The 15,730-nt window shown below is 68.0% G+C and carries 10 protein-coding genes; 4 read left to right on the plus strand and 6 right to left on the minus strand.

Annotated elements, in window-relative coordinates; translation table 11 throughout:
* Positions 1 to 43 precede the first annotated feature (43 nt).
* Positions 44 to 1,453 (plus strand): argininosuccinate lyase, encoded by a 1,410-nt coding sequence (gene argH, locus ACPTTC_RS14210; RefSeq protein WP_423392842.1) that lies wholly within the window; start codon positions 44 to 46, stop codon positions 1,451 to 1,453.
* Between the two features lie 94 nt (positions 1,454 to 1,547).
* Positions 1,548 to 2,231, plus strand: a complete 684-nt coding sequence (locus tag ACPTTC_RS14215) for an HAD family hydrolase (RefSeq protein WP_423392843.1) — start codon at positions 1,548 to 1,550, stop codon at positions 2,229 to 2,231.
* 83 nt (positions 2,232 to 2,314) lie between these two features.
* Here the strand turns inward: ACPTTC_RS14215 and ACPTTC_RS14220 are convergent, their stop codons facing one another.
* The 5 genes from ACPTTC_RS14220 to apbC form a co-directional block, all read right to left on the minus strand.
* Positions 2,315 to 3,142, minus strand: a complete 828-nt coding sequence (locus tag ACPTTC_RS14220; protein WP_423392844.1) for a lysozyme inhibitor LprI family protein — start codon at positions 3,140 to 3,142, stop codon at positions 2,315 to 2,317.
* Complete coding sequence (locus ACPTTC_RS14225; protein WP_006497175.1) at positions 3,142 to 5,421, minus strand: arginine/lysine/ornithine decarboxylase; 2,280 nt, start codon at positions 5,419 to 5,421, stop codon at positions 3,142 to 3,144. The genes ACPTTC_RS14220 and ACPTTC_RS14225 overlap by 1 nt, the downstream gene beginning before the upstream one ends.
* Positions 5,422 to 5,502: 81 nt before the next feature.
* Positions 5,503 to 6,072: a dCTP deaminase gene (dcd, locus tag ACPTTC_RS14230; RefSeq protein WP_006398615.1), complete on the minus strand. Its 570-nt coding sequence runs from the start codon at positions 6,070 to 6,072 to the stop codon at positions 5,503 to 5,505.
* A 195-nt stretch (positions 6,073 to 6,267) separates the two neighbouring features.
* Entirely contained in the window at positions 6,268 to 6,804 is a 537-nt protein-coding gene (sodC, locus tag ACPTTC_RS14235; RefSeq protein WP_175951017.1) for a superoxide dismutase [Cu-Zn], read from the minus strand.
* Positions 6,805 to 6,937: 133 nt separating this feature from the next.
* Complete coding sequence (gene apbC, locus ACPTTC_RS14240) at positions 6,938 to 8,029, minus strand: iron-sulfur cluster carrier protein ApbC (protein WP_423392845.1); 1,092 nt, start codon at positions 8,027 to 8,029, stop codon at positions 6,938 to 6,940.
* Between the two features lie 351 nt (positions 8,030 to 8,380).
* Here apbC and ACPTTC_RS14245 point away from each other — a divergent pair, with 351 nt between their 5' ends.
* A complete protein-coding gene (locus tag ACPTTC_RS14245) occupies positions 8,381 to 9,025 on the plus strand; it encodes an OmpA family protein (RefSeq protein ID WP_175951015.1) in 645 nt (214 codons plus the stop codon).
* 375 nt (positions 9,026 to 9,400) lie between these two features.
* Positions 9,401 to 11,563, plus strand: coding sequence for a methionine--tRNA ligase (gene metG / locus ACPTTC_RS14250; RefSeq protein WP_423392846.1), 2,163 nt, complete (start codon positions 9,401 to 9,403; stop codon positions 11,561 to 11,563).
* 59 nt (positions 11,564 to 11,622) lie between these two features.
* On the opposite strand, the gene ACPTTC_RS14255 is transcribed toward metG, so the two are convergent.
* Positions 11,623 to 15,705: a translocation/assembly module TamB domain-containing protein gene (locus tag ACPTTC_RS14255; protein ID WP_423392847.1), complete on the minus strand. Its 4,083-nt coding sequence runs from the start codon at positions 15,703 to 15,705 to the stop codon at positions 11,623 to 11,625.
* Positions 15,706 to 15,730: the final 25 nt, after the last annotated feature.

Consider the following 15,730-nt stretch of genomic DNA (forward strand, 5'->3'; position numbering starts at 1 on the left):
CGGCGGCGCACGCCGCCCAAACATCCCCCTTCGAAGAATCGCCATGACGTCCCAACTGCACAAAAAGGGCGAGGCCTGGTCGGCCCGCTTCTCGGAACCGATGTCGGAGCTGGTCAAGCGCTACACGTCGTCGGTGTTTTTCGACAAGCGCCTCGCGCTCGTCGACATCGCCGGCTCGCTCGCGCACGCGTACATGCTCGCCGCGCAGCAGATCATCAGCGCCGACGACCTGGCCGCGATCGAACGCGGGATGACGCAGATCAAGGGGGAAATCGAGCGCGGCGAATTCGAATGGCAGCTCGACCTGGAAGACGTCCACCTGAACATCGAGGCGCGCCTGACCGCGCTGATCGGCGACGCCGGCAAGCGCCTGCACACGGGGCGCTCGCGTAACGACCAGGTCGCGACCGACATCCGCCTGTGGCTGCGCGGCGAGATCGACCGTATCGGCGGCCTGCTGAACGACCTGCGCGGCGCGCTGCTCGATCTCGCGGAACAGAACGCCGACACGATCATGCCGGGCTTCACGCACCTGCAGGTTGCCCAGCCAGTCACGTTCGGCCACCACCTGCTCGCGTACGTCGAGATGTTCTCGCGCGATGCGGAGCGCATGCGCGACTGCCGCACCCGCGTGAACCGCCTGCCGCTCGGCGCGGCCGCACTCGCCGGTACGAGTTACCCGATCGATCGTCACGCCGTCGCGAAGACGCTCGGCTTCGACGGTATCTGCACGAACTCGCTCGACGCGGTGTCGGATCGCGACTTCGCGATCGAATTCACGGCCGCCTCCGCACTCGTGATGACGCACGTGTCGCGCTTCTCCGAAGAACTCGTGCTGTGGATGAGCCCGCGCGTCGGCTTCATCGACATCGCCGACCGCTTCTGCACCGGCAGCTCGATCATGCCGCAGAAGAAGAACCCGGACGTGCCCGAGCTCGCGCGCGGCAAGACGGGCCGCGTGAACGGCCACCTGATGGCGCTGCTGACGCTGATGAAGGGCCAGCCGCTCGCGTACAACAAGGACAACCAGGAAGACAAGGAACCGCTGTTCGACACGGTCGATACCGTCGCCGACACGCTGCGGATCTTCGCCGAGATGGTTGCCGGCATCACCGTGAAGCCGGACGCGATGCGCGCGGCCGCGCTGCAGGGCTTCTCGACCGCCACCGACCTCGCCGACTACCTCGTGAAGCGCGGCCTGCCGTTCCGCGACGCGCACGAAGCCGTCGCGCACGCCGTGAAGATCTGCGACGACCGCGGCATCGACCTGGCCGACCTGACGCTCGACGAAATGAAGCAGGAACTGCCGAATGTCGCGCACCTGATCGGCGAAGACGTGTTCGGCTACCTGACGCTCGAGGGCTCGGTCGCCAGCCGCAACCACCCGGGCGGCACCGCGCCCGACCAGGTGCGTGCGGCAGTCAAGGCCGCGCGCGCCGCGCTCGGCCAGTAAGCCCGCTGTTCCGGACGGACGCCTTAGGCGTCCGTTTTTCGTTCGGGCGGCTGTCGTGCCGCCCATCGCCCTCCCTGCTTCCCGAATGCCGCCGATGACTTTTTCCGCCGCGCTCTTCGACATGGACGGCCTGCTCGTCGATTCCGAGCGGACCATCATGAACACGTGGATCGACGCGTCGAATGCGCACGGCGTCACGCTGACCACCGCCGACTACCTGCAGATCGTCGGCCGCTCGTTCGCCGAAGGCCAGATCATCCTCGCACGCCTGATCGGCAACCCCGATACGTTCGACGCCGTGCGCACCCGTGTGCGCGAGCAGCTCGCGGCGCCCGAACCGCATCCGAAGTTTCCGCTGAAGTCCGGCGCGTTCGCGCTGCTCGACGCGCTCGCGCAGGCCGGCATTCCGTGCGCGGTCGCGTCGTCGTCCGCGTGCGACGTGATCCGCGCGCGGCTCGACGCGGTCGGCGTGCTGCCGTTCTTCCGCGCGATCGCGGGCGGCGACGAAGTCGCGCGCGGCAAGCCCGACCCGGCCGTCTACCGGCTCGCGGCCGAGCGCCTCGGCGTGCCGGCACACGCGTGCGTCGCATTCGAGGACAGCGACTTCGGCGCGCAGTCGGCCGCCGGCGCGGGCGCATCGGTCGTCACCGTGCCCGACCTGAAGGCGCCGACGCCCGAAATCGTCGCGCTGAGCCTCCACGTGCTCGCCTCGCTCGACGATGCGGTCGCGCTCGTGCCGTCGTGGTTCGGCGGGCGCGACACGCAACGGCCGGCATAGATCGCCTGCCGCCCAATGCAAAAACGGGCACCCTTGGGTGCCCGTTTTGCGTTATCGCCATACAACCGGCTTCGCGATTGCGCTTACTCGTTGCCGGCCGTCTCCGACAGCCGCTTCATCGTCGCAATGCGCGCGCCGATCAGGTCGACGCGGCCGTCCTCGCCGACGAGCGGCGCCGTCGCATCGCGGAACCCGACCCACGCGCGCTGCGCGCGGACGAGCGTCGCGGCCGAGTGCGCGGGCATCTTGCGGCGCAGCTTCTGGTAATAGCGGTTCAGGTCGAACAGCGCGTGCTCGCACGCGGCGTCCTGTTCGCACGGCCGCACGCGGCGCACGGCCGGATCGCGCGGCGCGCTCGCCGGCTTGCCGTTCGGCTTGGCCGCGCTCGGGGCACCGCTCGCGCTACCCTGCGCGCCGCTCGCGGCCGCGACCGGCACGGCGGCCGGCGGAGGCGCATAGCGATCGGCGGCACCGCGCAGCGCCAGCGCGCGATCGCGCACGGGCTGCAGTTGCAGGTCGGCTCTCGACATCGCGTACGACGTGCCGCGCGTCGTGTCGTACACCGCCTTCAGCAGATGCGCTTCGTCCTTGCGCCACGTGAGCCAGTGACGCTGGCTGTCCTGCCAGCCGCGCTTCGCGTCGGCCGGCGCATCCTTCAACAGGCGCTGATTCGCGCCGTCCATCACGGCCTGCCACTGCTGCTGCGCTTCGCCCATGCACTGGATCTGGCCGGCCGGCGAGGACCGGTCGCGCCGCGCGAGGCATTGCCGCATCGCGACGTCGATCGGGTCGGCCGCCGCGACTTCCGCGTGCGCGACACCCGCGCCCGCCAGCCCGGCCGCCCCTGCCGCCCAGACGACGAGCGCGGCCAGCGCCGCGCGCATCGCCTGGATTCGTCCGTGCGCAGCCATCAGTCGCGCACGCAGTCGACGAAGTACTCGACGCGGCCGTTCACCTCTTCCGCGACGAGGCCGTGGATGTCGGTGTGGAAGCCCGGGAAGCGTTCGTTGAAGTCGCGCGCGAACCGCAGGTAGTTCACGATCGTCTTGTTGAAGCGCTCGCCCGGGATCAGCAGCGGAATGCCCGGCGGGTACGGCGTGAGCAGGATGCTCGTCACGCGGCCTTCGAGCTCGTCGAGCGGCACGCGGTCGATCTTGCGGTGCGCGAGCTTCGCGAACGCGTCCGACGGCTTCATCGCCGGCTCCATGTCCGACAGGTACATCTCCGTCGTCAGGCGGGCGATGTCGTTCGCGCGGTACACGTCGTGGATCTGCGTGCACAGGTCGCGCAGGCCGACACGCTCGTAGCGCGGATGCTGCGCGACGAATTCCGGCAGCACGCGCCACAGCGGCTGGTTGTTGTCGTAGTCGTCCTTGAACTGCTGCAGCTCGGTCACCATCGAGTTCCAGCGGCCCTTCGTGATGCCGATCGTGAACATGATGAAGAACGAATACAGGCCGGTCTTCTCGACGATGATCCCGTGCTCGGCCAGGTACTTCGTGACGATCGCGGCCGGAATGCCGGTTTCGCCGAACTCGCCGTCGACGTCGAGCCCCGGCGTGATGATCGTCGCCTTGATCGGGTCGAGCATGTTGAAGCCTTCCGCGAGCGGGCCGAAGCCGTGCCAGTGGTCGTTCGGCTTCAGCATCCAGTCTTCGCGCGAACCGATGCCTTCCTCGGACAGGTTGTCCGGGCCCCACACGCTGAAGAACCAGTCGTCGCCGTATTCGGCGTCGACCTTGCGCATCGCACGGCGGAAGTCGATCGCTTCCGCGATCGATTCCTCGACGAGCGCGGTGCCGCCCGGCGGCTCCATCATCGCGGCCGCGACGTCGCACGACGCGATGATCGCGTACTGCGGGCTCGTCGACGTGTGCATCAGGTACGCCTCGTTGAAGCGGTGCTTGTCGAACGTGCGGTTCTCCGAATCCTGCACGACGATCTGCGACGCCTGCGAGATGCCCGCGAGCAGCTTGTGCGTCGAGTGCGTCGCGAACACGAGCGCGCCGGTGCGCGGACGGCCGTCGCCGATCGCGTGCATGTCGCGGTAGAAATCGTGGAACGTCGCATGCGGCAGCCACGCTTCGTCGAAGTGCAGCGTGTCGAGCAGGTCGCCGAGCAGGTCCTTGATCATCTCGACGTTGTAGACGACGCCGTCGTACGTGCTCTGCGTGATCGTCAGGATCCGCGGCTTCATGTCCGGGTTCTCGCGCAGCGCCTCGCGCGCGAACGGGTTCGCCTCGATCTTCTTGCGGATGTTCTCCGGCTTGAATTCGTCGCGCGGGATCGGCCCGATGATGCCGAAGTGATTGCGCGTCGGCGTGAGGAACACCGGAATCGCGCCCGTCATCGTGATCGCGTGCAGGATCGACTTGTGGCAGTTGCGGTCGACCAGCACGATGTCGCCAGGCGCGACCGTCGCGTGCCAGACGATCTTGTTCGACGTCGACGTGCCGTTGGTCACGAAGAACAGGTGATCGGCGCTGAAGATGCGCGCCGCGTTGCGCTCGGACGCCGCGACCGGGCCCGTGTGGTCGAGCAGCTGGCCGAGTTCGTCCACCGCGTTGCAGACGTCCGCGCGCAGCATGTTCTCGCCGAAGAACTGGTGGAACATCTGGCCGAGCGGGTTCTTCAGGAACGCGACGCCGCCCGAGTGGCCCGGGCAGTGCCACGAGTACGAGCCTTCGTCCGCGTACTTGACGAGTTCCTTGAAGAACGGCGGCGCGAGCGAGTCGAGATAGACCTTCGCCTCGCGGATGATGTGGCGCGCGACGAACTCCGGCGTGTCCTCGAACATGTGGATGAAGCCGTGCAGCTCGCGCAGGATGTCGTTCGGCAGGTGGCGCGACGTGCGCGTCTCGCCGTACAGGAAGATCGGGATGTCCGCGTTGCGGCGGCGCACTTCGGTGACGAACGCGCGCAGTTCGATGATCGCGGTCGCCAGCTCGGGCAGTTCGCCGTCCGGGCCGGTTTCGCCGAGCATGAGTTCGTCGTCGTCGATCGACAGGATGAAGCACGACGCGCGGCTCGACTGCTGCGCGAACGACGTCAGATCGCCGTAGCTCGTGAGACCGAGGACTTCGACGCCCTCCTTCTCGATCGCTTCGGCCAACGCCCGGATGCCGGAGCCCGAGATGTTCTCGGAGCGGAAATCTTCGTCGATGATGACGACGGGGAAACGAAACTTCATGGGCGATTCTCCAAAAAGAACGACCGCGGCGCGTCACGCGCAGCGGTCACCCGGAAACTGGTGAGACGTTATGCAACCAGATCAGGTTTTCGGCAGCGTGACACCACGCTGCCCCTGATACTTGCCGCCGCGATCGGCGTACGACACGTCGCACACTTCGTCGCTCTCGAAGAAGAGCACCTGCGCGACGCCTTCGTTCGCGTAGATCTTCGCGGGCAACGGCGTGGTGTTCGAGAATTCCAGCGTGACGTAGCCTTCCCACTCGGGTTCGAACGGCGTCACGTTGACGATGATCCCGCAGCGCGCATAGGTCGACTTGCCGAGGCAGACCGTCAGCACGGTGCGCGGGATGCGGAAATATTCGACGGTGCGGGCCAGCGCGAACGAGTTCGGCGGGATGATGCACACGTCGCCCTTGAAATCGACAAACGAACCCTCGTCGAAGTTCTTCGGGTCGACGATCGTCGAATTGATGTTCGTGAAGATCTTGAATTCGTCCGCGCAGCGGATGTCGTAGCCGTAGCTCGACGTGCCGTAGCTGACGATCCGGCGGCCGTCCTCGGACGCACGAACCTGATCGGGCACGAACGGCTCGATCATCTTGTGCTCTTCGGCCATGCGCCGAATCCATTTGTCGGACTTGATGCTCATGCCAGCCTCCGTCGGGCCGTCCCAAGAAGGCTGACCGCCCCCTCGAGGGGCAGCGAACAAAGTGAGCGTGGGGGTCGATTCATATCGGGGCGCCAGGAAACGCTGCGTGACGGAAAACGGAGGCCGCCATTCAGGACGGCGGCCGGGGAAAGGCCGACATTTTACGCGATCATCGGCCCGCGCACGCGGCGGCCGTCAACGGATCACGCCGCAGGCAAGCGCGGGCCCCGCGCCATGCTGCGCAAACGCGGGATCGCTCGGGTCGCGGTGCACCAGCGCCGCGCGGTTCATCGCCGAGCGCACGCCGTCGAGGGCCAGATCGGGCGCGACGATGAAGCCGGCCGCGACGCCGTTCGCATCCGCGTGGATGTTGCCGAGATCGCCGGCGACGCGAGCGCCCGCGCGCAGCCGGTCGGCCGCCGGTGCGAACACCTGGCCGGCGCTCGAGCCGTCGCCCGCGTTGCAGTCGCCGCGTTCGTGTACCTGTAAAGCGTGATCGCTGTTCGGCGGCAGCCCGGCCAGGTTGTAGGTAACCTGCACGCCGTCCGGACGCTCGACGAACGTCACCGCGCCGCGCGCCTGCGAGCCGACCGTCGGCTGCAGTTGTGCGTCGGCCCGTTTTTCGTGCGACGAGGAAAAGGAGGTGCAGCCGGCCAGCAGGCCCAGCGCGGCGGCGGCCAGCAGCGCGCACCGCACGCGGCCGGCGCGCACGCCGTGATGTCGTTGTTTCATTCGATCCTCATGCCGGCTGGCAGCCGTTTGACACGACGGCCGCGCCGGGCAGGTAAAGGGACCCGGGAAAAGTCGCCATGATACCGCGCCTCGCGGCGCCGTAAACAGCGTGAGGCCCCGCCCCGCAAGGGTTTTACGTATTTTGAACAACGATCGACGGGAACTTCGACGTCATGTCGCGCGATCGCTCGGCAATCGCCAGCGCGACCCCGCGTGCGATGTCGCGGTAGCGACGCGCCAGCGCGCCTTCGGAATCGGCCACGACCGTCGGCGTGCCGCTGTCGGCCCGCTCGCGGATCGCGATGTCGAGCGGCAGGCTGCCGAGCACGTTCACGCCATAGTCCTTCGCCATCCGCTCGGCCCCGCCGGCGCCGAAGATGTGCTCCTCGTGGCCGCAGTTCGAACAGATGTGGATGCTCATGTTCTCGACGATGCCGAGGATCGGAATCCCGACTTTCTCGAACATCTTCAGGCCCTTCTTCGCGTCGAGCAGCGCGATATCCTGCGGCGTCGTGACGATCACCGCGCCCGTGACAGGCACGCGCTGCGCGAGCGTGAGCTGGATGTCGCCCGTGCCGGGCGGCATGTCGACGATCAGGTAGTCGAGCTCGCGCCAGTTGGTCTGGCGCAGCAACTGTTCGAGCGCGGAGGTCGCCATCGGGCCTCGCCACACCATCGGGTTGTCTTCCTCGATCAGAAAGCCGATCGAGTTTGCCTGCAGCCCGTGGCCGACGAGCGGGTTCATCGACTGGTTGTCGGGCGACTCGGGGCGCTGGCCGTGGATACCGAGCATCGTCGGCAGCGACGGGCCGTAGATGTCGGCGTCGAGAATGCCGACCGACGCACCTTCCGCGGCGAGCGCGAGCGCGAGGTTGACGGCCGTCGTGCTCTTGCCGACGCCGCCCTTGCCCGACGCAACCGCCACGATGTTCTTCACGTTCGGCAGCAGCTTCACGCCACGCTGCACCGTGTGCGCGACGATCTCCTGCGACACCGCGACGCGCGCGTCGCGCACGCCGGCCACGGCCTGGAGCGCTGCGGTGATGCGAGCACGCACGTCGTCGTGCTGGCTGCGCGCGGGATAACCGAGCACCACGTCGAGCGCCACGACGTCGCCGTCGATCGCGACGTTGCGCACGCCCTTGTTCGCCGCATACGGACGGCCGGTATTGGGGTCGACGACGGCCGCCAAAGCGGCGTCGACTTGTGCCCGGTCAATGCTCATCGAAACTCCGTGAAAACGTTTTTCTCGCGCGCAAACGTCAAGAAATATCAAATTACGCTGCGAAAATCGGGAAAAGTGAAAGAATCTGTTGCACGCCATTGCGCGAACGCGCGACCCGGCGCACTCTTCGCGTGCGGCATGCTATGGGGCCAAATCGGCCGCTTACCGCCTATATTGTAGAGGCTGACGCGTCGCCCTGTCCCAACAGCCACGCTGACGGACAGGGCATGCGGCCACCTCGGCGGCTGCCGCGGGCGCAGGCCCGCCCTCCTTTTTCGGGCGGCCCGCGCAGGGAGCCGTAACTGTTGTTGTCGTCGTTGTCGACTCGTTCAACCAAGAGAGGAATCCAAGATGAACATGAAAATCGCGACCCGCTTGTCCGTCTTCGCATTGGCCGGCGCACTGCTGGCAGGCTGCGCCACGCAGCAAGGCAATAACACGGCCGTCGGTACCGGAACGGGTGCGGCGCTGGGCGCAGGCATCGGCGCGCTGGCGGGCGGCGGCAAGGGCGCGGCGATCGGCGCAGGCGTCGGCGCGCTGGTCGGCGGCGTGACGGGTTACAACTGGCAAGCGATCAAGAACAAGCTCGCGCCGTCGGCAGCGCAAACGGGTACGCAAGTGACCGAGCAGCCGGACGGCTCGCTGAAGCTGAACGTGCCGAGCTCGGTGACGTTCGCGACGAACCAGTACGCGATCACGCCGGCCTTCACGCCGCTGCTGAACGACCTGGCGACGACGCTGAACCAGAACCCGCAAGTGACGGCATCGATCGTCGGCTACACGGACAGCACGGGCTCGGCCCAGCTGAACCAGACGCTGTCGCAGAACCGCGCGCAAAGCGTCGTGAACGCACTGGCCCAGCGCGGCGTGAACGGCGGCCGCCTGTCGGCGCAAGGCATGGGCGCATCGAACCCGATCGCGGACAACGCGACCGAAGCCGGCCGCGCACAGAACCGCCGCGTCGAAATCTACCTGCGCGCAGCGCAGGCGCATTAAACGCACGACGAGGGGAACGCGCGGGCTCGCCGCCCGCGCAGCCCCGCCGGACAAGGCTTCCGGCGGAGCCGGTAACCAATCGAAAAAATTTTCGAACTTCTGTCGCGGGCCGTGGTCAGTATTTATGGTACGCGGCTGGTGTTGCCGGCGCGTCACCATTCTCCTCTTGTCGTTGTTGCTCCGGGGCCGTATCCGCCCCGGTTTTTTTTGCCCGCAGAAATCGTGCTGCAATGCAGCACAACACCGTCGGGCCTACCGCTTGCGTAGCCCGTCCGTTTCGGCGCCCGGTCAAGGGCGCCTGCCCGCGTCGCTGGCGCGCGCCCCTGCTAGAATCGCAGTTTCCCGTCGTTTTACCGCTGTCCCTCTACAGACCCTATGTCCGCATCCGACCTCACTCCCGTGCAGGCTGCGGCGCCGCAAGGCCGCCGCCAGATCCTCGTTACGTCCGCACTGCCCTATGCCAACGGGCAGATCCACATCGGCCACCTGGTCGAGTACATCCAGACCGACATCTGGGTGCGGACGCTGCGAATGCATGGCCATGAGGTCTACTACATCGGCGCCGACGACACGCACGGCACGCCGATCATGCTGCGCGCGGAGAAGGAAGGCCTGAGCCCGAAGCAGCTGATCGATCGCGTGTGGACCGAGCACAAGCGCGATTTCGACAGCTTCGGCGTGTCGTTCGACAACTTCTACTCGACCGATTCGGACGAGAACCGCGTGCTGAGCGAGAAGATCTACGTCGCGCTGAAGGACGCCGGCTTCATCGCCGAGCGCGAGATCGAGCAGGCATACGATCCCGTCAAGGAAATGTTCCTGCCGGATCGCTTCATCAAGGGCGAGTGCCCGAAGTGCCACGCGAAGGACCAGTACGGCGACAGCTGCGAAGTGTGCGGTTCGACCTACCTGCCCACCGAACTGCTGAACCCGTATTCGGTCGTGTCGGGCGCGACGCCGGTGCGCAAGACGTCGAAGCACTACTTCTTCCGCCTGTCCGATCCGCGCTGCGAAACGTTCCTCCGCGAATGGGTGAGCGGCCTCGCGCAGCCCGAAGCGACCAACAAGATGCGCGAATGGCTCGGCGACGCCGGCGAGGCCAAGCTCGCCGACTGGGACATCTCGCGTGACGCGCCGTACTTCGGCTTCGAGATCCCGGGCGCGCCCGGCAAGTATTTCTACGTGTGGCTCGACGCGCCGGTCGGCTATTACGCGAGCTTCAAGAACCTGTGCGACCGCAACGGCATCGACTTCGATGCGTGGGTCCGCCCGGGCTCGACCACCGAGCAGTATCACTTCATCGGCAAGGACATCCTGTACTTCCATACGCTGTTCTGGCCCGCGATGCTCGAGTTCTCGGGCCACCGCACGCCGACCAACGTGTTCGCGCACGGGTTCCTGACGGTCGACGGCGCGAAGATGTCGAAGTCGCGCGGCACGTTCATCACCGCGCAGAGCTACATCGACACCGGCATGAACCCGGAATGGCTGCGCTACTACTTCGCCGCGAAGTTGAACGCGACGATGGAAGACATCGACCTGAACCTCGACGACTTCCAGGCGCGCGTGAACAGCGACCTCGTCGGCAAGTACGTGAACATCGCGAGCCGCGCGGCAGGCTTCCTGATCAAGCGCTTCGACGGCCGCGTGCAGGACAGCGCGATGAACCATCCGCTCGTCGCGAAGCTGCGCGAGGCAATCCCGCAGATCGCCGCGCACTACGAAGCACGCGAGTACGGCCGCGCACTGCGCCACACGATGGAGCTCGCGGACGAAGTGAACGCGTACGTCGACGGCGCGAAGCCGTGGGATCTCGCAAAGGATCCGGCCAACGCGGTCGCGCTGCACGAAACCTGCAGCGTGAGCCTCGAATCGTTCCGCCTGCTGTCGCTCGCGCTGAAGCCGGTGATGCCGCGCGTCGCCGTTGCCGTCGAATCGTTCTTCGGGATCGCGCCGCTCGCATGGGCCGATGCCGCAAAGCCGCTGTCGTCGGAACAGCCGATCAAGGCGTACCAGCACCTGATGACGCGCGTCGACCCGAAGCAGATCGAAGCGCTGCTCGCCGCGAACCGCGATTCGCTGCAGGCCGAAGCCACCGGCGCGGCTGTCGCGAGCGCGAACGCCGCGAAGGATGCGAAGAACAACGCGAAGGCGAAGGCGGACGCGAAGCAGGCGGTCGTGAACGGCGCGGACGATGCCCCCATCTCGATCGACGATTTCGCGAAGATCGACCTGCGCATCGCGAAGATCGTCGCGTGCCAAGCCGTCGAAGGCTCGGACAAGCTGCTGCAGCTCACGCTCGACGTCGGTGAGGAAAAGACCCGCAACGTATTCTCGGGCATCAAGTCCGCGTACCAGCCCGAGCAGCTCGTCGGCAAGCTGACCGTGATGGTCGCGAACCTCGCGCCGCGCAAGATGAAGTTCGGCCTGTCCGAAGGGATGGTGCTTGCCGCGTCGGCAACCGACGAGAAGGCCGAGCCGGGTCTCTACATCCTCGAGCCGCACAGCGGCGCGAAGCCCGGCATGCGCGTGAAGTAAGCCGAACGCGCGGCTGCTCGCGCGAAAAAAATGCCCCGCACGTCGTGCGGGGCATTTTTTCATGGCTGCTCGGCACGCCGCTCGCGGGCGCCGTCACTACTGAACCACCGGTCGAAGCGCCGCGTGTAGTTCAGGTCGACGCCCTGGAACGTGCCGCCGTACGCGGACACCGACCAGAAGCGCGTCAGGTTGATCGTCGCCTTGAATGCGTTGCTCGCCGATTGCAGGCCCTGCTCGAAGCCGAGCACGAACCGCTCGTTGATCGCCTTCGACACCAGCACGACCTGCGGGTCGGTCAGGCCGACTTCGCTGCGGCCGACCGAGACCTCGTCGAGACCGAAGGTCTGCGCAACGCGCTTGCCGGTCACGCTGCCGAGCAGCCCGAGCGCCGCCGTCATCGCACCCTGCTGGCCGACGTTGTTGCCCTGGTCGGTGCCGTGCCCGAACAACAGCCACGACAGCTTTTCGTTGTCCGTGACGTTCGGCTCCGACACGAGCTTGACCGTCAGCGACTGGATCGTGCCCGTTACCTGCACGCCGGCCTCGACCTCCTGGTTGCGCCGCATCGCGAGGATGTTGACGCCCGGGTTCGACACCGGGCCGTTGAACGTGAAGAAGCCGTTCTCGATCGCGAGCTTGCGGCCGAACGACGTATACGTCGATCCCTCGGTCACGCGCACGTTGCCGACCGCGCGCAGCGGTGCGCCCGGCGCGCTCATCACGGTGATCGTGCCGCGCAGCCCGAGATCCGCGCCGTGGCCCTTGAAGCGGAAGTCGTTGCCGAGGCCGATGTCGATGTTCGCGCGCGGCGCGAGCGACGGTGCCGGCTTGTCCCCGGCCGGCTTCGGCTTCGCGGCCGCGGTGCCGGTCGGCGTCTCGCCGCGCACCGTGCCGTCCGGCCCCACGATCACCACATCGTCCGACAGGTGCGGCGCCGATTCCTCGGGCAGGTCGAACAACGCGCGGTCGACGACGAACTTGCCGTCGATCGACAGCGCGCCGCGCGGCCCGTCGTTCGCGACCGTTGCCTTGCCCGACAGCGACAGCTTGCGATCCGGCGCCGCGAACAGTTCGAGCTTGTCCGCGACGATGCTCGCCGTCAGGTCGGGCGCCTCGCCATCGAGGCGCACGCGGCCGAGCGCGCGCAGCGTACCGTCGCCGCCGTGAAATTCAACCTGCTGGAATTCGACGAGGTTCTCCGACAGCTTGATGCGTACGATACCGTCCTTCAACTGCACGCCCTGATCGATGAGCGTCGCGGACAGGTCGTCGCCCGTCAGCATCCCCGACAGGTTAGGCTTCGCCGGCGTGCCCGCGACCGTCAGCTTCAGCGCCGCGCGCCCGCCGAGCAGATAGCTCGGCCCGAACAGGTTGCCGGTCGTCTTCAGCGCCGGGATATCGGCGTCGATGCGGCCCGACAGCGGGCCGTCGTCGACCACGCCGAATATGCCATCGCGCAGCGCGAACGGCACGGTGACGTTCGCGTCGAGCGTGCCGATCCGGTTCGCCTTCGCGAGCGCCGTCACGTTGAGCCGGTTGCCGGGCGTGAAGCTCGCCCGCGCGGACAGGTCGGTCAGCCCCAGCGATGCGATGCCGCGCCCGCTCTCGATCGTCACGTCGCCGCCGCGACGCTTCACCTGCACATAGCCCGTCGAGTTCGCGCCTAGCGAGAAATCCCAGTCGGCGTCGAGCACGACGTCCGTCCGCACCGGCGGCCGCTGGCCCGTCAGCTCCTGGCGGACCTCGAGAAAACGCGCGATCGACGCGCCGCTCACCGAGCCCGCCGAGCGCATCTGGCCGTGATCGAACACGAAAGATTTCAGGTCGATCGCCGCGCCCTCGAGCGTGAGCCGCGTCGCGCCGAGCGTCACGCGACCGGCGCCGGCCGATACGGTCAGCGGCGACTGAAGCGCGATGGCCGGCGTGCCGCGGTTCGCAAGACGCGTGACGGTGCCGTCCCAGCGCATCCCGTCGCGGTTCTCGACCACGCCGCCGTTCGCCGCGAGCGTCACGTCGATCACGCGGCCGCCAGCCGTCCCGAGCGCCGACGCGTCGAGCGTGTGCTTCGCGCGCGTGCCGTCGAGATTCGCGCGCAGCGATTTCAGCTTCAGCGAGCCGAGCGCGATGTCGGACGCGTCGGCCGTCAACACGAGCGCGCCGTGCGCGCCGTCGCGGATGTCCGCGCGGCCCTGCGCCGCGCCGATCCGGTTCGAGCCGACGACCACGTGCTCGGCCTTGTAGGTGGCCGTCACGTTCGGGTGCGCGAAGCTGCCGGTCAGGTCGCCCTGCGCCTGCACGAGCCCTTCCACGCCGAAGCCGAGCCGGTCGAGTTGCGGCGCGTCGACGACGAAGCGCAGCCGGTCGCCCGGCGCGCCGAAGCTGCCGCGTAGATCCACGTGGTTGCCCGCGATCGACAGGTTCGCGTTGCTCGGCAGAATGCGCGAGCCGGCGAGCTGCACGACGCCTGCGCCGGTCAGCGGCACGCCGTCGTACAGGCTGTCGCCGAGCTTGAAGGTCGCCTTCGTCGACACCTGCGGCGCGAACGCGCCCGACGCCGTCAGCGTGCCCGACACGCGCGTCTCGCCGCGCTGGGCCGGCGCCTTCGCGACCTTGGCGGGCGCCTTGCCGCCACCCGCCTTCGGCGCACGCATCGCGGCGAGCAGCAGCGGATCGAATGCCGTCAGCGTCGCCTTCGCGTCGTAGCTCGAATGCGCATCGTGGCGGAACACGCCCGTCAGGTCGATCCGGCCCTTGCCCGCCGTCACGCGCGCGTCGGTCAGCACGGTCTGCTGCGGCGTCAGCGCAACCTTCGCGCGGGCGCCGAGCGCGAGCTTCGGGTCGTTCAGGTTGAAGTCGACCGTCGTCACGTCACCCGCGAGCGTCACGCCGAGCGGGCCGGCGAGGCGCATCGGCCGCAGCTCGGCGACGAAGGCATTCAGGTCGAGGTTCGCGACCTTCAGGTCGAAGCGGCCCTTTCCGCCCGTCAGCGTGCCGTTGCCCGTCACGCTGCCGTCGCGGATCAGCTTCAGCGCGAGCGCGTCGATCCGCTGCGCGTGCGCGTCGAGATGCACGTTCGCGTGCGCGTCGATCACCGGCAGCAGGTGATCGCCGAGCGTGCCGGGTTTCGCGTTGACGATCGACACCGGGCCCGTCACCGCGAAACCCTTCGCGGGCTCGGCCCCGGCCGGCGCGGTCACGGGCGCGAGTTCCGCGCGCACCGCGAGATCGGCGGCCGGCGCGCCGGGCGCGAGCGCCTGCGGGTTCACGTGATCGAACGCGAGCGACGCGCGCGTGAGCGGCACCGCGCCGAGCGGTGCGGCCTCGACGTGCGCGCGCCCGTTCAGCTTCATCCCGCTTGCGTCGACGTCGGCGACAAGCGCCTCGAGCGAGCCCGACACGCGAGCGCGCGCGTCGACCGGCTCGTCGGACAGCTTGCCCGCATACGTGGCTTCACCCGTCAGCGCGAACGGCTTCACGCCATCGAGCGTCGCGCGTGCGGTCAGCGCGCCGTACGGCGTATCGACGCCGTCGAGCACGAGTTCATGGTGACGGCCGTCACTGCGGCCGTTCAGCGCGATATGGTCGAGCTGCGTCGTCGAGCCGCCGTCGTGGATCGCAAGGTGATCGACGCGCAGGTCGTCGATGCGCAGCTGCAGCGGCAGGCTCAGGTCCTGCGGCAGCGTACTCGGCGTCGACGGCCCCGGCGGGATTCGCACGTCGATCGTGCCGGCGCGAAGATAAGCGATGGACAGCCGCCACGGCGCGCGGGTCAGCGCCCAGCGGCCGTCGAGCCGGTCGATGCGGATTTCGGTGCCGGTACCGTCGGGGCTCGTCCATGCGAACCCGCGCAACCGCACGCCGGTCGCGAGCGAGCCGCCGTCGAGCGTGCCCGCGAGCCGCGCGCCGAGCACGCGCTCGGCCACCTGCCACGCGAGCCGCGTGCCGTGCTCGGTCGTCACCGCGGCCAGCACGAGCCCGAGCGCCAGCACGACGAGAAGCACGACCGTCACGAGCGTCCACGCGGCGACCCGCCCGATGTGCGCGAAGGGCCCGCGGCGCGGCGCGCGCGGCGGCGCGTCGGGCGCGCCGTCGGGCGCGTCCGGATCGTGAGGCGGCGGCGTGTCGTTCGGGTCCTTCGTCATGCGGTTCGTCGTCGGTAAAGCGGTA

Source organism: Burkholderia mycopellens (assembly GCF_964265025.1).
In the GTDB taxonomy this organism is placed as follows: domain Bacteria; phylum Pseudomonadota; class Gammaproteobacteria; order Burkholderiales; family Burkholderiaceae; genus Burkholderia.

What these genes read in the sequence shown, in the direction of transcription:
- ACPTTC_RS14255 (WP_423392847.1), bottom strand. Translation starts at nt 15,705, where the DNA reads ATGACGAAGGACCCGAACGACACGCCGCCGCCTCACGATCCGGACGCG.
- dcd (WP_006398615.1), bottom strand. Translation starts at nt 6,072, where the DNA reads ATGAGCATCAAGTCCGACAAATGGATTCGGCGCATGGCCGAAGAGCAC.
- ACPTTC_RS14245 (WP_175951015.1), top strand. Translation starts at nt 8,381, where the DNA reads ATGAACATGAAAATCGCGACCCGCTTGTCCGTCTTCGCATTGGCCGGC.
- argH (WP_423392842.1), top strand. Translation starts at nt 44, where the DNA reads ATGACGTCCCAACTGCACAAAAAGGGCGAGGCCTGGTCGGCCCGCTTC.
- ACPTTC_RS14220 (WP_423392844.1), bottom strand. Translation starts at nt 3,142, where the DNA reads ATGGCTGCGCACGGACGAATCCAGGCGATGCGCGCGGCGCTGGCCGCG.
- sodC (WP_175951017.1), bottom strand. Translation starts at nt 6,804, where the DNA reads ATGAAACAACGACATCACGGCGTGCGCGCCGGCCGCGTGCGGTGCGCG.
- ACPTTC_RS14215 (WP_423392843.1), top strand. Translation starts at nt 1,548, where the DNA reads ATGACTTTTTCCGCCGCGCTCTTCGACATGGACGGCCTGCTCGTCGAT.
- apbC (WP_423392845.1), bottom strand. Translation starts at nt 8,029, where the DNA reads ATGAGCATTGACCGGGCACAAGTCGACGCCGCTTTGGCGGCCGTCGTC.
- metG (WP_423392846.1), top strand. Translation starts at nt 9,401, where the DNA reads ATGTCCGCATCCGACCTCACTCCCGTGCAGGCTGCGGCGCCGCAAGGC.
- ACPTTC_RS14225 (WP_006497175.1), bottom strand. Translation starts at nt 5,421, where the DNA reads ATGAAGTTTCGTTTCCCCGTCGTCATCATCGACGAAGATTTCCGCTCC.